This window comes from Paracraurococcus lichenis (assembly GCF_030657435.1).
Taxonomy (GTDB): Bacteria; Pseudomonadota; Alphaproteobacteria; order Acetobacterales; family Acetobacteraceae; genus Paracraurococcus; species Paracraurococcus lichenis.
In genome coordinates, this window is the sequence record NZ_JAUTWS010000001.1 from 192,361 (window position 1) to 205,876 (window position 13,516).

Sequence of the window (13,516 nt, forward strand, 5' to 3'; positions counted from 1 at the left end):
AGACACCGGACATGGCCATCGACCGGCGCGCACTGCTCGCCACCGGCACCGCTGCGGCGCTCGGCGGGCTGCCGCGCGCGTCCCGCGCCCAGACGGCGCCGATCCGCATCGGCGTCCTCACCGACATGTCCGGCCCCTACCGGGACCTGACGGGGCCGAGCAGCCTCGCGGGGGCGAAGCAGGCGGCGGAGGAGTTCTCCGCCGCCACCGGCATCGCGGTGGAGGTGATCGCCGGCGACCACCAGAACAAGCCGGATCTCGGCGTGAACATCGCCCGGCAATGGTTCGACCGGGACGGCATCGACATGATCGCCGACCTGCCGAACAGCGCGGTGGCGCTCGCCGTCTCCCAGGTGGCGCGGGAGAAGAACAAGGTGGTGGTCGGCTCGAGCGTCGGCTCCACCGCCTTCTCCGGCGCGCAGTGCAGCCCGAACAGCGTGCAGTTCACCTACGACACCTACATGCTGGCCAAGGGCACCGGCGATGCTCTGGTGAAGCAGGGCTTCGACAGCTGGTACTTCGTCACCGCCGACTATGCCTTCGGCCATGCGCTGCAGACGGATACCGCGCGCTTCGTCGAGGCAGCCGGCGGCAAGGTGCTCGGCGCCGCGCGCTATCCCTTCCCGGCGACGACCGATTTCTCCTCCTTCCTGCTGCAGGCCCAGGCGACGCGGCCGAAGGTGATCGGCTTCGCCAATGCCGGGGCGGATCTGGTGAACTGCATCAAGCAGGCGCGGGAATTCGGCCTGGCGAATCAGGGCGTGAAATTCGCCTGCCTGCTGATGACGGTCATGGACACGCTCTCGCTCGGCCTGCCCGAGGCGCAGGGGCTGCTGATGACCGACAGCTTCTACTGGGACCTGAACCCGCGCACCCGGGCCTTCAGCGAACGCGTCAAGGGCAAGCTGCCGGGCCGGATTACCAATACCGCCGTCGCCGGCAATTACGGCGGCACGCTGCACTACCTGAAGGCCGTGCAGTCCCTCGGCGTGGCGCAGGCCCGCGCTTCCGGCCTCGCGGTCGTCGAGCGGATGAAGGCCATGCCGACCGACGACGACGCCTTCGGCCCCGGCAGGATACGCCAGGACGGCCGCAAGCTCACGCCGGCCTACCTGTTCCAGGTGAAGACGCCGGCGGAATCCACCGGCCCGCTCGACCTGCACAAAGTGATCGCGACCACCCCGGCGGAGCAGGCGGCGCGGCCGCTCGCCGAAGGCGGCTGCCCCTTCATCCAGACCTGAGGACCGGGACGACCCGCATGGACGAGATTTTCGGCATTCCCGCGCCGCTGCTCTTCGGGCAGCTGTTGCTCGGCCTGATCAATGGCGCCTTCTACGCGATGCTCTCGCTCGGCCTGGCGGTGATCTTCGGCCTGCTCAACATCGTCAACATGGCGCATGGCGCGCAGTTCATGATGGGCGCCTTCGCCGCCTGGATGCTGCTGGCCTGGGCCGGCATCGGCTACTGGTGGGCGCTGATCCTCTCGCCCATCATCATCGGCATCACCGGCGTCATATTGGAGAAGGCCTTCATCAGTCGGCTCTACAAGCTCGACCACCTCTACGGCCTGCTGCTGACCTTCGGCCTGGCGCTGATCATCGAGGGCGTCTTCCGCAACGAGTTCGGCTCCTCCGGCCTGCCCTACCGCATCCCGGCGGAGCTCTCTGGCGCCTGGGACCTCGGCTTCATGTTCCTGCCGGTCTATCGCGGTTGGGTGGTCATCGCGGCGCTGGTGCTCTGCCTGGCGACCTGGCTGCTGATCGAGAAGACGCGGCTCGGCGCCTATCTCCGCGCCGCGACCGAGAATGCCGCGCTGGTGCAGGCCTTCGGCGTGAACGTCCCGCGCATGGTCACGCTGACCTATGGCGCGGGCGTGGCGCTGGCGGCCGTCGGCGGCGTGCTGGCGGCGCCGATCTACTCGGTGAACCCGCAGATGGGCTCGAACCTCATCATCGTGGTCTTCGCCGTCGTCGTCATCGGCGGCATGGGCTCCATCCTCGGCTCCATCCTCACCGGCTTCGCGCTCGGCATCGTGGAGGGGCTGACCAAGGTCTTCTGGCCGGAAGCCTCTGCCACCGTCATCTTCGTCATCATGGCGATCGTCCTGCTGGCGCGTCCCGCCGGCCTCTTCGGGAGGGCCTGAGACCATGGCCGACACCACCTCCATCACCGCCGGCGCCATTCCGGATGCCGGGCAGGAATCGCATGGCGCCTGGGGCTTCACCCGGGCGCAGATCGTGGCGCTGGGCGTCCTCGTGGTCTTCCTCGCGGTCTCGCCCTTCGTGCTCTACCCCGTCTTCCTGATGAAGCTGCTCTGCTTCGCGCTCTTCGCCTGCGCCTTCAACCTGCTGATCGGCTATGTCGGGCTGCTGAGCTTCGGCCATGCCGCCTATTTCGGCATGGGCGGCTATCTCGCGGGGCATGCGGCGAAGGTCTGGGGCCTGACGCCCGAGCTCTCGATCATCGTGGGCGCGATCACCGCCGGGCTGCTCGGCGCCGTCGCGGGCTGGATCGCCATCCGCCGGCAGGGCATCTACTTCGCCATGATCACCCTGGCGCTGGCGCAGATGGTCTATTTCTTCTGCGTGCAGGCGCCCTTCACCGGCGGCGAGGACGGCATCCAGGCCATCCCGCGCGGCAACCTCTTCGGCGCCGTGCCGCTCGACCGCGACATGTCCATGTACTGGGTGGTGGCGACGATCTTCCTCGGCTGCTTCCTGCTGGTCCACCGCATCATCCACTCGCCCTATGGGATGGTGCTGAAGTCGATCCGGGAGAACGAGCCGCGGGCGACCTCCCTCGGCTACCGGACGGACGACTACAAGCTGATGGCCTTCGTGCTCTCGGCGACGCTCGCCGGCGTCGCCGGCGCGACCAAGTCCATCGTCTTCGGCATCGCCACGCTGACCGACGTGCACTGGTCCATGTCCGGCGAGGTGGTGCTGATGACGCTGGTCGGCGGCCTCGGCACGGTCTTCGGGCCGGTGGTCGGCGCCGCCGTCATCGTGACCATGCAGAACTACCTCGCGGAGATGGGCGCCTGGGTCACCGTCATCCAGGGCGTCATCTTCGTCGCCTGCGTGCTCGCCTTCCGCCGCGGCCTGGTCGGCGAGATCGGCAACTTGCTGAAGGTGAAGCTGTAGGATCGGGGGAGGGCGCTGCCCTCCCTTCACCGCTCACCAGGGGCCCGAGGCCCCTGGACCTCGGGCCTCCTTCAGCCCAGCCAGCGCAGCAGCAGGTCCACCACCTTCTCCGGCTGTTCCTGCTGCACCCAATGGCCGGCGCCCTCCACCAGGTGCACGTCGCTCATGCGCGTGCAGGCCACCTCCCGCATCCGTCGCAGCGCGCCGGGCACCTGCTCGATCCCCCAGTCGCTCGCGCCGGCGATGAAGACCGAGGGGACGTCGATGGTGCGGCCGGCGAAGACCTGCGCCTCCGCCTCGAACCGCCCGGTGGTGCGGCAGCGGTACCATTGCAGCCCGCCCTGGAAGCCGGTGCGCCCATACTCCGCGGCATAGACCGCGAGGTCGCACTCCGGCAGCCAGCGGTTGGCGGCGATCGCGGCGGGCGAGGGCATCTCCGGCGCCACCGTCTCCGCCATGCCCTTGTCCCGGTCCATGATGTAGTAGGTCGGCATCTCAGCCACCGCCTCGGCGGTCCAGCCGGCCAGGCGGTGGGGCCTGTTCGCCGGCCAGTCGGCGCTCTTCATGTGGTAGTAGGCACGGAGGAAGGCGTGCAGGCCCTGCGGGCAGCGCCACATGTTCTCGTTGGCGCCGCGCTCCGAATAGTACCACTGGTAGTGCTTGCGCGGCCGCGGCAGGGCGGCGAGGGCGGCATGGATGTCGGGCGCCGGGGCGCGGTCCGGATCCTCCTCCGGCAGGTCGGGCGGGCCGGGGAAGGGCGCGCTCATCAGCGCGACGCGGCGGAAGACATCGGGCCGGATCAGCGCGCACCAGGCCGCGACCGGCGAGCCGAAATCATGGCCGATCACCGCCTCGACATGCCCGTAGCCGAGCCTCGCGACCAGCCCGAGCTGGTCGCGCACCAGGTTCAGCATGCGGAAGGGCGCGAGGTCGCCGTCGTAATCCGCGCTCCAGCCGGTGGTGCGGCCATAGCCGCGCTGGTCGGGCGCGACCACGTGGAAGCCGGCGGCGGCCAGCGCCGGCATCACCCGCCGCCAGGACCAGGCGAGCTCCGGGAAGCCGTGGAGCAGCAGCAGGCAGGGCCGCCCGGGCTCGCCCGCCTCCAGCACATGCATCGAGAGGCCGTTGATGCCGGGGATGATCCGGGCGCGGATGCCGGCCGGCAGCGTGGCGGCGTCAAAGGGCGGCAGCGTGGACATGGACCCCTCCCGTTACGTCTTGCCGGGAAGTCTAGAGCATTCGCACGCTGACTGGGCAGCGTGAGAATGCTCCAGGCCCTTGAGTTTCACAGCAGATTCACGCCTTCGGGCGGTTCCGCCCTCGGGCGATCTGCTCCGGCAGGGTCCGATCCGTCGCGCCCTATCCCCCGCTGCGGTCCCAGAGATTGGGCAGGGCGTCGCTGGAATAGCCGGAGACGAAGCTGCGCGCCTCGCCGGTGTCGCGGTCGAAGGCGTGGCGGCGGACCGCGCCGATATTGCCGCCATAGACATGGATGCTGATGCTCGGCGCCTCCGGCACCGCATTCTCCACGACATGGATGTCGTAGGTCCGGGCGCTCACCCTCGCCACCTCGCCCGGCCGCAGCCGGTCCCGCCGGCCGGGCCGCGGCGGCGTGCCGGGCGGGCCGAGGACGTATTCGGTCGAGATCTCCTCGCCGCGCAACTGCCCGACCAGGCCCCAGACGAGGTGGTCGTGGATGGGCGTCCGCTGCCCCGGGCCCCAGACGAAGCTGACGACGGAGAAGCGCTCGAGCGGGTCGCAGTGGAGCAGGTATTGCCGGTAGCAGGGGCCGGAGAGGGCGAAGGCGGGCGGCAGCCAGTCGTCCCTGGCGACCAGCGCCGCCAGCAATTCGGCGCCCTCGGTCAGGAAGCGGTCCTCCTCCCCGCCGGCCTCGGCGATGCGCGTCATCGCCTGGACGAAGTCGCGCAGCCTGGCGATGCCTGTCATCCTGTCCCTCCCGCAGAGTCCGGCGAACCATGGCATGCCCGCGCCGTTGCGGGGTTGCGGAGGCGCAAATGAGCGAAGCACCGGAACAGCTCTTCCTGGCCGATGACGGCACCATCCCGAACAACCCGCGGCTGCCGGCCCTGGTCTTCCGCGGCGCGGTCCCGGCGGGCGACCCGGCGGCGGCCGAGGCGCTCTTCGCCCGGCATGGCTGGCCGCCCGCCTGGCGGGATGGGATCTACCCCTACCACCACTACCACCCGGATGCGCATGAGGCGCTGGCGATCGCCCGCGGGCAGGTCCGCGTGATGCTGGGCGGGGAGGGTGGCCAGGTGCTGGAGCTTGCGGCTGGCGACGTGGCGGTGCTGCCGGCCGGCACCGGCCACCGCAACCTCGGCGCCAGCCCGGACCTGCTGGTGGTCGGCGCCTATCCGGAGGGGCAGTCGCCGACCGAGTATCGCGGCCGGCCGGGCGAGCACGCCAGGGCGGTGCCGCAGATCACCCAGGTGCCGGACCCGCCGAACGAGCCGGTGCGCGGCCGCGCCTGGCCGCTCTGACTTCGCCGCGGGTGCCCTGAGCGGGGCGCGCGGCGCGGAGTGCCCCCGGGGCCGCGGCCATGGCCGCATCCGTCCTCAGAACTCCGCTTCGAGGTCCAGCTCGACGATCGCCGGCTCCGGCTCGCGCTTCGCCGCCTCGATCCACTCCGCGACCTCGGGCCAGGCGAGGGTCGCCTGCGCATAGGCCGCCGCGGCGCCGTCGAGCTTCACGTCATAGGTGCGGAACCGCATCACGACGGGCGCATACATCGCATCCGCCACGCTCCGCTCGGCGCCGAGCAGCCAGGGGCCGCCCCAGCGCTCCAGGCAGTCGCGCCAGATCCAGAGGATCCGCTCGATATCCGCCCGCGCGGCCGACCAGACCGTGAAATTCGGCACGAAGCCGCGCAGGTTGAAGGGCAGGGTGCTGCGCAGCGCGGCGAAGCCGGCATGCATCTCGCCGCTGATGGCGCGGCAGCGGGCGCGGGCGATGCGGTCCTCCGGCAGCATGCGCGCGGCGGGGAATTGCTCGTTCAGGTACTCCGCCATCGCCAGCGTGTCCCAGAGCTCCGCCCCGTCGTGCCGCAGGCTCGGGATCAGGATGGAGGAGGACTGCAGCAGCAGCTCCGCCCTGGAGTTCGGATCGTCGGCCGAGACGATCTCCTCCCGGAAGGCGATCCCCGCCATGCGGCAGAGCAGCCAGCCGCGCATCGACCAGGAGGAGTAGTTGCGGCTGCTGATGCGCAGCACCGCCGGCTCGGCCCCGGCCGTGGTCGCGGCATTCCGGCGGCGGGACTGGACGGCCATGCGCGATCCCCGTGCTGCAACGATATCGCAGCCTAGCAGCGCCTTCGCGGTTGCGAAAAGACGGTGCGCTGGCACGATGCGTGCAAAGCCTCGCCGGCCGGCGAGGCACGGGGAGCGGGCGGTCCGGATGATCTATTCCATGCTGCAGGCGAGCCAGGACCTGTTGAACCCGGTGCGGCGGCTGGCGCGCGGCGGCAGCGGCATCCTCGGCCGGGTCGATGGGCGGCATCCGGCCCTCTACCCCGTCCGCCCCTGGCGCGCGGGGCTCGAGGTCTTCGGCCATGCCCGCATCACCCATGCCCGGCCCGACTACGCCATCGGCCCCGTCCGCGTCGGCAACCGGATGGTGGAGGTGGAGGAGGTCGTGGTCGCCGCCACGCCCTTCGCCAGCCTGCTGCATTTCCGCAAGGACGTGGAGATCCGCCTGCCGCGCGTCCTGGTGGTGGCACCGATGTCGGGCCATTTCGCGACGCTGCTGCGCAACACCGTGCAGGTGCTGCTGCAGGACCACGACGTCTACATCACGGACTGGCACAATGCGCGCGACGTGCCGCTCTCGGCCGGGCGCTTCGGCTTCGACGAGTTCACCGCCCATGTCATGGACTTCCTGCGCGCCATCGGCCCCGGCGCGCATGTGCTCGCGGTCTGCCAGCCGGTGGTCGCGGTGCTCGCCGCGGTGGCGATCATGGCGGAGGACCACGACCGCTGCTCGCCGCGCAGCATGTCGTTGCTCGCCGGACCGATCGACACGCGGGTGCGGCCCACCACGGTCAATGCCCTCGCCCGCTCGAAGCCGATCGACTGGTTCGAGCGGACGCTGATCTCCAACGTCCCCTGGCGCCACCGGGGCGGCGGGCGGCGCGTCTATCCCGGCGCGGTGCAGCTTGCCGCCTTCATGACCATGAACCTCGACCGGCACCTGAAGGCGCACCGCGAGCAGTTCTGGGCCCTGCATGACGGCGACCTGGCGAAGGCGATGCTGCACCGCCGCTTCTACGACGAGTATTTCGCGGTCATGGACCTGCCGGCGGAGTTCTACCTGGAGACCGTCAGCCGCGTCTTCCAGGAGCATGCGCTGCCCCTCGGCAGCCTCGCCTGGCGCGGCCGGCCGGTGCGGCCGCAGGCCATCCGCCGCACCGCCATCCTGACGGTGGAGGGCGAGAAGGACGATATCTGCGCCATCGGCCAGACCATGGCGGCGCTCGACCTCTGCCGCGGCGTGCCGGTGACGATGAAGCGCCACCACCTGCAGACCGGCGTCGGCCATTACGGCGTCTTCAGCGGCCGCCGCTGGGCGCAGCAGATCTACCCGCGGGTGCGGGAGATGATCCAGGTGAACGAGGGCTGATGGCGAAGGCCGATCAGGGCCCGTGGCAGGCGCCGCAGGTACTGCCGGCCAGCCGTGCCGGCGCACCCTCCAGCCGGGTCGCGCCGACCAGCGCGGCATGCCCGCCGACCAGCAGCAGGGCGATGAGTCCGATGATCAGGATGGCCCGAGCCATGGCGCGCCGTCTCCCGCGCTTGTCCGTCCCGGCGTTACGGCGAGGATAGCGCGTCAGGCAGCGCCGGCGCCGGCGCGAACGCAGGCGTGATCGGCAGCGCGGACTGTGCGGGGCGCTGCCGGCGCACCACGGTTGACGCCGCGGGGCAGGCTGGCAGGCTGCCGCCATGCAGCCGATCTGCCTCACCTTCGACAATGGACCGGAGCCGGAGGTCACCCCCGGCGTCCTCGAGACCCTGGCGCGCCGCCGCATCCCGGCGATGTTCTTCGTCGTCGGGGAGAAGCTGCGCGACCCGGCGCGGCATGCCCTCGCCGCCCGGGCGCGGGCCGAGGGGCATCCGGTCGGCAACCATACCCTGACGCATGGCACGCCGCTCGGCCGCCGCGGCGGCACCGAGGCCGTCGCCGAGATCGAGGCCTGCGAGGCGCTGCTCGCCGGGCTGCAGGCGCCGGAGCGCCTGTTCCGCCCCAATGGCGGCGGCGGGACGCTCGGGCCGCATCTGCTGAACGCCTCCGCCGCGCGGCGCCTGCAGGCGGGCAGCCATACGGTGGTGCTCTGGAACGCCATCCCGCGCGACTTCGAGGATCCCGAGGGCTGGCCGGACCGCGCCCTGGCGATGCATGCCGAGGCGACGGCGCCGGTGCTGATGGTGCTGCACGACCTGCCCAACGGCGCCATGCGGCATCTCGACCGGGTGCTCGGCACGCTGCAGGACCGCGGCGCCGTCTTCCTCGCCGAGCCGCCGGAGGCCTGCGTGCCGATGCGCCGTGGGGTCGCGCTGCCGGGGCTCGAGGCCTGCGTCTCGCCGGATGCCGCGCCATGAGGCGCAGGGCTCTCCTCGCCGCCGCAGCGCTGCCCCTGGTTGCCCGCGCCGCCGCCTGGCCCGACCGCCCGATCCGGCTGGTCGTGCCCTTCGCCGCCGGCACCACCACCGACATCCTGGCCCGGCTCTGCGGCAGCGCCCTCGCGCAAGGTCTCGGCCAGCCGGTGGTGCCGGACAACAGGGCGGGCGCCGGCGGCACGGTCGGCACCCTCGCGGTCGCGCAGGCGGCGCCGGACGGCAATACGCTGCTCTTCGGCACCAGCGGCACCATGGCGACCAACCCGGTCATCATGCGGGCCATCCCCTACGACCCGCTGCGGGATTTCGCGCCGGTCGCGGCCTATGCCCGGACCTCGGTGATCCTCGGCGTTCGGCCGCAGCTCGGCGTCAGGAGCCTGTCGGAGTTCCTGGCCCTGGCGCGGCGGCAGCCTCTCTCGGTCGGCACGGCCGGGACGGGCACCACCGGCCATCTCACCACGGCGCTGATCGCGCTCCGCAGCGGCGTGGCGCTGACCCATGTGCCCTATCGCGACGGGTCGCGCGCGATCGCCGACCTGCTGAACGGCACGCTGGACGCCATGGTCTACCACCCCCTCGGGTTCCTGCCGCATATCCAGTCCGGCGCCATCCTGCCGCTGGCAGTGACCGGGGAGAGCCGCCATGCGCTCTTCCCCGCGGTGCCGACCCTGGCGGAGGGCGGGCTGGCGGATGCGGTGGTCGAGGGCTGGTGGGCGCTCTATGCCCCGGCCGGCACGCCCGGGCCGGTCCTGGCGCGGCTGAACCGGCTGGTGAACGACAGCCTCGCCCAGGCGGAGACCCGCGCCGAGCTTGCGCGCCAGGGGCTGGAGGTGATGGGCGGCACGCCGGACTGGCTGGCCGACCACACGCGGACCGAACTGGCCCGGCAGCGCGAGGTGGCGCAGGCCGCCAACATCACCGCGGACTGACGGCTATAGGCGATTCTGCTTCAGCCGCCGGTCGCGGCTGGGGTCCTTCACCCGGCCCTTGCCGGTCGGCTCGCTGTCCTCCCGCCGGGCGGTGGTGCCCAGGGAGACGCCACGGTCGCGGTTCGCCTTCAGCCGGCCGTCATGCTCCGGGTCCTTGACCCGGCCCTGTCCATTGTCCTCATGGCGACGATCCTCCGACGACATCATGACGGTTCGCCTCCAATTTGCTCGTCGCCGGAGGAACCAGCCCGTGGCGTCATCGTTCGTCGGCTGCGCGACAATGTCATCCCCTTGTCAGGCGACCGTTGCGCCCCAGCCGGGTCAGAAGAGCAGGGCCTCCGCCTCGGCCCAGAGTCGCCGGAGGATCTCGCCGGCCGGCTCGGCCTTCGCCAGCGCCGCGCCCTGGCCGGCCCAGGCCTGCATGCGGCCGATCTCGTTCGCCGCCTCCGCCGCCGCGCGGACCTTCGCCATGAGCACGCGCTGCACGGGATAGGGGGCGGGCGGCAGCCCGCCGGCGAAGAGCTCCGTCACCTGGTTGCGGATGCCGCGCGCGAGGCGGCCGGAGAAGCCGCGGGTCAGCACCGTGTCCTCCGGCGCCGTGCGGGCGATCTCGGCCGCCCAGGCCGGGTGGATGGCGGCCTCCGGGCTGCGCAGGAAGGCGGTCCCCATCTGCACCGCGCTGGCGCCGAGGATGAGCGCCGCCGCGATCCCCCGCCCGTCCATGACGCCGCCGGCGGCGATGACCGGGATGCGCACCGCATCGGCCATCTGCGGCAGCAGCGCGAAAAGGCCGACCTGGCTGCGCTCGGCCGCGGCATTCTCGAAGCTGCCGCGATGCCCGCCGGCCTCGGCGCCCTGGGCGACCACCGCATCGGCGCCGGCCGCCTCGGCCGCGCGCGCCTCCGCCACCGTGGTCGCGTTGCAGAACCAGGCGATGCCGCGCGCCTTCAGCCGCGCGACCATCTCGGGTGGGAAGAGGCCCATGATGGAGGAGGCGACGGCCGGCGCGGCCTCGAGCAGCGCGTCGCATTGCGCGCCGAAGTCCTGCAGGAAGGGGCCCGGCCCGGCTTCCGGCACCTCGATGCCGGAGAGGCGGGAGAGGGCCTCGCGCACCCGGGCCTCATGCGCCGGGTCGCGCAGCGGCTCGGGCTCCGGCGCCCAGAGGTTGATTTGGAAGGCGCCGTTGCTGGCGCTGCGGAATTGCGCGGCCCAGTCGCGCATCTGCGCCGGCGAGGACATCAGCGCGCCGAAGCCGCCCAACCCGCCGGCCGAGGCGACGGCGGCGGCCAGCGCCGGCGGATTGGCGCCGGCCATGGGCGCCTGGAGGATCGGGGCGCGGAGGCCGAAGCGGTCGCAGAAGGCCTGGGCGCGGCTGCGGGCGGTCATCGGGAATCTCCTGGGATGGCGAGGCCGGGATGCTGCGCCGGTCGGCAACGGGTGCGAAGCCGCCGCGGGCGCGGGGCCGTCATGCGGCCATCGGTGTGTCGCGACGGCGTGACCCCGTCCGCGCCGGTGGCGCGCTGCCCGTCATCCCCCGGGGCTTGTGTTGCGACTTAGACATACGAAACCTTGGGGCACGGGACGCTCAGGGCCCGAAGCACGGAGGGAGAGCGCCATGCCGGTCGACGTGAAATACACCACCAGCGCCACGGCGAATGGCGGCCGGGACGGCCGCGCCACGACGAAGGATGGCAGCCTGGACGTGAAGCTCGCGACCCCGAAGGAACTCGGCGGGGGCGGCGGGCCGGGCAACAACCCGGAGCAGCTCTTCGCTGCCGGCTATGCCGCCTGCTTCCTCGGCGCCATGAAATTCGTGGCTTCCCAGGGCGGCACGGCAAAGGTGCCGAACGACACGACGGTGACGGCGACGGTCGGCATCGGGCCGCGCAGCGAGGGCGGCTTCGGGATCGACGTGCAGCTCGACATCGCCCTGCCGGGCGTGCCGAAGGCCGAGGCGGAGGCCCTGGTCGAGAAGGCGCACCAGGTCTGCCCCTATTCCAATGCCACGCGGAACAACGTGCCGGTGCGGCTGCACGTGGCCTGAACGGCGCGCCATCACGTCGGGGGCGCAGGCCGCGCCCCCGGCGGCGACCAGGTCCGGTGCTCCGGGGGCGCTCGACGCAGCCAGGCGCGCCGGTCGGGCCTCAGCCGGCGAGGCGGCCGGGCACCTGGGCGATGGCCTCCGCCCCCGCATTGGCGAAGGCGAGGCGCAGGTGGCGTTCCTGCCCCGGCCCGAAGAAGGGACCGGGCAGGCCGAGCAGCCCGCGCTCCGCCGCCAGCCGCTCCGCGACCGCCAGCGCCCCCGGTCCATCCTCGGGCACGCGGAGATAGGCGAAATAGGCGCCGAGCGCGTCGAGCCGCCAGCCCGGCAATTGCGCCACCGCCTCGCGGAACGTCGCGGCGCGCTCCGCCATCAGGTCACGGTTCGCCGCGCGCCAGGCCGCCAGCGCCGGCACCGCCCAGGCCAGCGCCGCCTGGGCCGGCCGCGGCGCGCAGATCTGCCAGGTGTCCAGCGCCTTCATCAGTTCCGCCCGGAAGGCCGGGCCGGACAGGATGGCGCCGACCCGGTGCCCGGGCACGCAATAGGCCTTGGAGAAGCTGTAGAGATGCACGAGGCCGTCCCGCCAGCCGGGATTGCGGAACAGGGCATGCGGCGGGGTGGGCGCCGCCGGCAGGAAGTCGCGATAGGTCTCGTCCAGCACCAGCCAGGCGCCGTGCCGGCGGCAGAGCGCGGCGCAGGCCTCGATCACCGCGGGCGAGTAGACCGCGCCGGTCGGGTTGTTCGGCGTGACCAGCACCAGCGCGCGCGCACCCGCGGCCAGCAGTGGCTCCAGCCGCGCGGGATCGGGGACGAAGCCGTCCTCGGCGCGGCAGGGCAGGGGGATGGCCGGGATGCCCTGCATCTCCAGCGCCATGCGGTGGTTGAAGTACCAGGGCGTCGGCAGGATGACGCCGCCGGGCCCGCCGCCGGCGATCACCGCCATGGCCATGGAGAAGGCGAGGTTGCAGCCTGCCGTGATCGCCACATCCGCTGCCGTGATCGGCGCGCCGTAGAAGGCGGCGGCCTCGGCCGCGAGCGCCTCCCGCAGCGCCGGGTCGCCGTCGATCGGGCCATAGCCCGCGGCGGCCCGGCTGCCGCCGGCCTCGGCCAGCTTCGCCAGAAGGTCCGGATGCGGCGGATAGCCCGGCACCGCCTGGGTCAGGTCGATGGCCGGCCCGGCCCCGCCGGCATAGCGGGCCGCCCAGGCGCGGGCGGCGGGGATGGGGGGCGACTCGGTGGCATGCAGGCGGGGTGACAGGGCGGGCATGCGCCGGACCCTTCCACCCCCGGCGGGCGCCGTCCAGGCGCTCCGGAGCTCTGCCCGGGAGGCCGACCGATGCGGCCGGCGCGCACCGGCCTCAGCGCTGGGTGGCGATGCGGGCCCGGGCGGCGGCCAGGCTGCGGGAGCCCTCGGTATTGCCGCCGCGCATGTAGTGGCGCTCCGGCCGATAGCCCTTTGGGCCGGCCCAGGCCACCAGCCCCGCCACGCTGCGCCGCAGCGTGGCGGGGAGGGAGTTGCGAGCCCGCGACGGGATGGAAATGCCAGGGGCGGGAGAAAGCGTCGCGGACATCGCGCAACCTCGACTGGAATGAGTATACAATAAACTTTGCGTGCGTCGCGTCAACACGAAAATGTGAAAATCAAAAGTGTTACAGTGAACCGCGGCAGTGCCGCAGCGCCCACGGGATGCGGGCGGGACATGGCATAGGCCAGGGGAGCAGCCGCGGGCTGTGTCGCGGCACACCTTGCTGACGGCACGGGGCATCGCGCCG

16 protein-coding genes are annotated in these 13,516 nt (G+C 72.3%); 8 read left to right on the forward strand and 8 right to left on the reverse strand.

The genetic code is table 11. From position 1 onward, the window contains the following. Positions 1-11: 11 nt before the first annotated feature. The 3 genes from Q7A36_RS00870 to Q7A36_RS00880 are packed head-to-tail and all read left to right on the forward strand — an operon-like array spanning position 12 to position 3,143. On the forward strand, positions 12-1,241 hold the full coding sequence (locus Q7A36_RS00870) for an ABC transporter substrate-binding protein (RefSeq protein ID WP_305101744.1): 1,230 nt from the start codon (positions 12-14) through the stop codon (positions 1,239-1,241). Positions 1,242-1,258: 17 nt separating this feature from the next. Next, complete coding sequence (locus Q7A36_RS00875; RefSeq protein ID WP_305101745.1) at positions 1,259-2,143, forward strand: branched-chain amino acid ABC transporter permease; 885 nt, start codon at positions 1,259-1,261, stop codon at positions 2,141-2,143. A gap of 4 nt (positions 2,144-2,147) precedes the next feature. Beyond that, a complete protein-coding gene (locus Q7A36_RS00880) occupies positions 2,148-3,143 on the forward strand; it encodes a branched-chain amino acid ABC transporter permease (protein WP_305101746.1) in 996 nt (331 codons plus the stop codon). A 71-nt stretch (positions 3,144-3,214) separates the two neighbouring features. On the opposite strand, the gene Q7A36_RS00885 is transcribed toward Q7A36_RS00880, so the two are convergent. After that, entirely contained in the window at positions 3,215-4,342 is a 1,128-nt protein-coding gene (locus Q7A36_RS00885; RefSeq protein WP_305101747.1) for an alpha/beta fold hydrolase, read from the reverse strand. Between the two features lie 160 nt (positions 4,343-4,502). Then, the gene (locus tag Q7A36_RS00890) at positions 4,503-5,090 is read right to left on the reverse strand and encodes a cysteine dioxygenase family protein (RefSeq protein WP_305101748.1); all 588 of its coding nucleotides are present in this window, start codon (positions 5,088-5,090) and stop codon (positions 4,503-4,505) included. 68 nt (positions 5,091-5,158) lie between these two features. On the opposite strand from Q7A36_RS00890, the gene Q7A36_RS00895 reads away from it, so the two are divergent. Next, a complete protein-coding gene (locus tag Q7A36_RS00895; RefSeq protein ID WP_305101749.1) occupies positions 5,159-5,644 on the forward strand; it encodes a cupin domain-containing protein in 486 nt (161 codons plus the stop codon). Between the two features lie 75 nt (positions 5,645-5,719). On the opposite strand, the gene Q7A36_RS00900 is transcribed toward Q7A36_RS00895, so the two are convergent. Beyond that, on the reverse strand, positions 5,720-6,430 hold the full coding sequence (locus Q7A36_RS00900) for a glutathione S-transferase (protein ID WP_305101750.1): 711 nt from the start codon (positions 6,428-6,430) through the stop codon (positions 5,720-5,722). Between the two features lie 127 nt (positions 6,431-6,557). On the opposite strand from Q7A36_RS00900, the gene Q7A36_RS00905 reads away from it, so the two are divergent. Further along, positions 6,558-7,778 carry a polyhydroxyalkanoate depolymerase gene (locus Q7A36_RS00905; RefSeq protein ID WP_305101751.1) on the forward strand — a complete coding sequence of 407 codons (1,221 nt, stop codon included), beginning with the start codon at positions 6,558-6,560 and terminating at the stop codon, positions 7,776-7,778. Positions 7,779-7,791: 13 nt separating this feature from the next. On the opposite strand, the gene Q7A36_RS00910 is transcribed toward Q7A36_RS00905, so the two are convergent. Continuing rightward, positions 7,792-7,932 (reverse strand): hypothetical protein, encoded by a 141-nt coding sequence (locus Q7A36_RS00910; protein WP_305101752.1) that lies wholly within the window; start codon positions 7,930-7,932, stop codon positions 7,792-7,794. Between the two features lie 166 nt (positions 7,933-8,098). Between Q7A36_RS00910 and Q7A36_RS00915 the strand changes: the two genes are divergently transcribed. Together Q7A36_RS00915 and Q7A36_RS00920 are read left to right on the forward strand one after the other, a co-directional pair. Then, positions 8,099-8,755: a polysaccharide deacetylase family protein gene (locus Q7A36_RS00915; protein WP_305101753.1), complete on the forward strand. Its 657-nt coding sequence runs from the start codon at positions 8,099-8,101 to the stop codon at positions 8,753-8,755. Further along, positions 8,752-9,702, forward strand: coding sequence for a Bug family tripartite tricarboxylate transporter substrate binding protein (locus Q7A36_RS00920; protein ID WP_305101754.1), 951 nt, complete (start codon positions 8,752-8,754; stop codon positions 9,700-9,702). The genes Q7A36_RS00915 and Q7A36_RS00920 overlap by 4 nt, the downstream gene beginning before the upstream one ends. A gap of 3 nt (positions 9,703-9,705) precedes the next feature. On the opposite strand, the gene Q7A36_RS00925 is transcribed toward Q7A36_RS00920, so the two are convergent. Together Q7A36_RS00925 and Q7A36_RS00930 are read right to left on the reverse strand one after the other, a co-directional pair. Continuing rightward, positions 9,706-9,909, reverse strand: a complete 204-nt coding sequence (locus Q7A36_RS00925; protein WP_305101755.1) for a hypothetical protein — start codon at positions 9,907-9,909, stop codon at positions 9,706-9,708. Positions 9,910-10,023: 114 nt separating this feature from the next. Beyond that, positions 10,024-11,088 (reverse strand): NAD(P)H-dependent flavin oxidoreductase, encoded by a 1,065-nt coding sequence (locus Q7A36_RS00930; RefSeq protein WP_305101756.1) that lies wholly within the window; start codon positions 11,086-11,088, stop codon positions 10,024-10,026. Between the two features lie 229 nt (positions 11,089-11,317). Between Q7A36_RS00930 and Q7A36_RS00935 the strand changes: the two genes are divergently transcribed. After that, complete coding sequence (locus Q7A36_RS00935) at positions 11,318-11,746, forward strand: organic hydroperoxide resistance protein (protein ID WP_305101757.1); 429 nt, start codon at positions 11,318-11,320, stop codon at positions 11,744-11,746. Between the two features lie 100 nt (positions 11,747-11,846). On the opposite strand, the gene Q7A36_RS00940 is transcribed toward Q7A36_RS00935, so the two are convergent. Both Q7A36_RS00940 and Q7A36_RS00945 read right to left on the reverse strand, forming a co-directional pair. After that, positions 11,847-13,010, reverse strand: coding sequence for an aminotransferase (locus Q7A36_RS00940; RefSeq protein WP_305101758.1), 1,164 nt, complete (start codon positions 13,008-13,010; stop codon positions 11,847-11,849). A 91-nt stretch (positions 13,011-13,101) separates the two neighbouring features. Next, positions 13,102-13,314, reverse strand: a complete 213-nt coding sequence (locus tag Q7A36_RS00945; RefSeq protein ID WP_305101759.1) for a hypothetical protein — start codon at positions 13,312-13,314, stop codon at positions 13,102-13,104. Positions 13,315-13,516: the final 202 nt, after the last annotated feature.

What these genes read in the sequence shown, in the direction of transcription:
- Q7A36_RS00870 (WP_305101744.1), top strand. Translation starts at nt 12, where the DNA reads ATGGCCATCGACCGGCGCGCACTGCTCGCCACCGGCACCGCTGCGGCG.
- Q7A36_RS00875 (WP_305101745.1), top strand. Translation starts at nt 1,259, where the DNA reads ATGGACGAGATTTTCGGCATTCCCGCGCCGCTGCTCTTCGGGCAGCTG.
- Q7A36_RS00880 (WP_305101746.1), top strand. Translation starts at nt 2,148, where the DNA reads ATGGCCGACACCACCTCCATCACCGCCGGCGCCATTCCGGATGCCGGG.
- Q7A36_RS00885 (WP_305101747.1), bottom strand. Translation starts at nt 4,342, where the DNA reads ATGTCCACGCTGCCGCCCTTTGACGCCGCCACGCTGCCGGCCGGCATC.
- Q7A36_RS00890 (WP_305101748.1), bottom strand. Translation starts at nt 5,090, where the DNA reads ATGACAGGCATCGCCAGGCTGCGCGACTTCGTCCAGGCGATGACGCGC.
- Q7A36_RS00895 (WP_305101749.1), top strand. Translation starts at nt 5,159, where the DNA reads ATGAGCGAAGCACCGGAACAGCTCTTCCTGGCCGATGACGGCACCATC.
- Q7A36_RS00900 (WP_305101750.1), bottom strand. Translation starts at nt 6,430, where the DNA reads ATGGCCGTCCAGTCCCGCCGCCGGAATGCCGCGACCACGGCCGGGGCC.
- Q7A36_RS00905 (WP_305101751.1), top strand. Translation starts at nt 6,558, where the DNA reads ATGATCTATTCCATGCTGCAGGCGAGCCAGGACCTGTTGAACCCGGTG.
- Q7A36_RS00910 (WP_305101752.1), bottom strand. Translation starts at nt 7,932, where the DNA reads ATGGCTCGGGCCATCCTGATCATCGGACTCATCGCCCTGCTGCTGGTC.
- Q7A36_RS00915 (WP_305101753.1), top strand. Translation starts at nt 8,099, where the DNA reads ATGCAGCCGATCTGCCTCACCTTCGACAATGGACCGGAGCCGGAGGTC.
- Q7A36_RS00920 (WP_305101754.1), top strand. Translation starts at nt 8,752, where the DNA reads ATGAGGCGCAGGGCTCTCCTCGCCGCCGCAGCGCTGCCCCTGGTTGCC.
- Q7A36_RS00925 (WP_305101755.1), bottom strand. Translation starts at nt 9,909, where the DNA reads ATGATGTCGTCGGAGGATCGTCGCCATGAGGACAATGGACAGGGCCGG.
- Q7A36_RS00930 (WP_305101756.1), bottom strand. Translation starts at nt 11,088, where the DNA reads ATGACCGCCCGCAGCCGCGCCCAGGCCTTCTGCGACCGCTTCGGCCTC.
- Q7A36_RS00935 (WP_305101757.1), top strand. Translation starts at nt 11,318, where the DNA reads ATGCCGGTCGACGTGAAATACACCACCAGCGCCACGGCGAATGGCGGC.
- Q7A36_RS00940 (WP_305101758.1), bottom strand. Translation starts at nt 13,010, where the DNA reads ATGCCCGCCCTGTCACCCCGCCTGCATGCCACCGAGTCGCCCCCCATC.
- Q7A36_RS00945 (WP_305101759.1), bottom strand. Translation starts at nt 13,314, where the DNA reads ATGTCCGCGACGCTTTCTCCCGCCCCTGGCATTTCCATCCCGTCGCGG.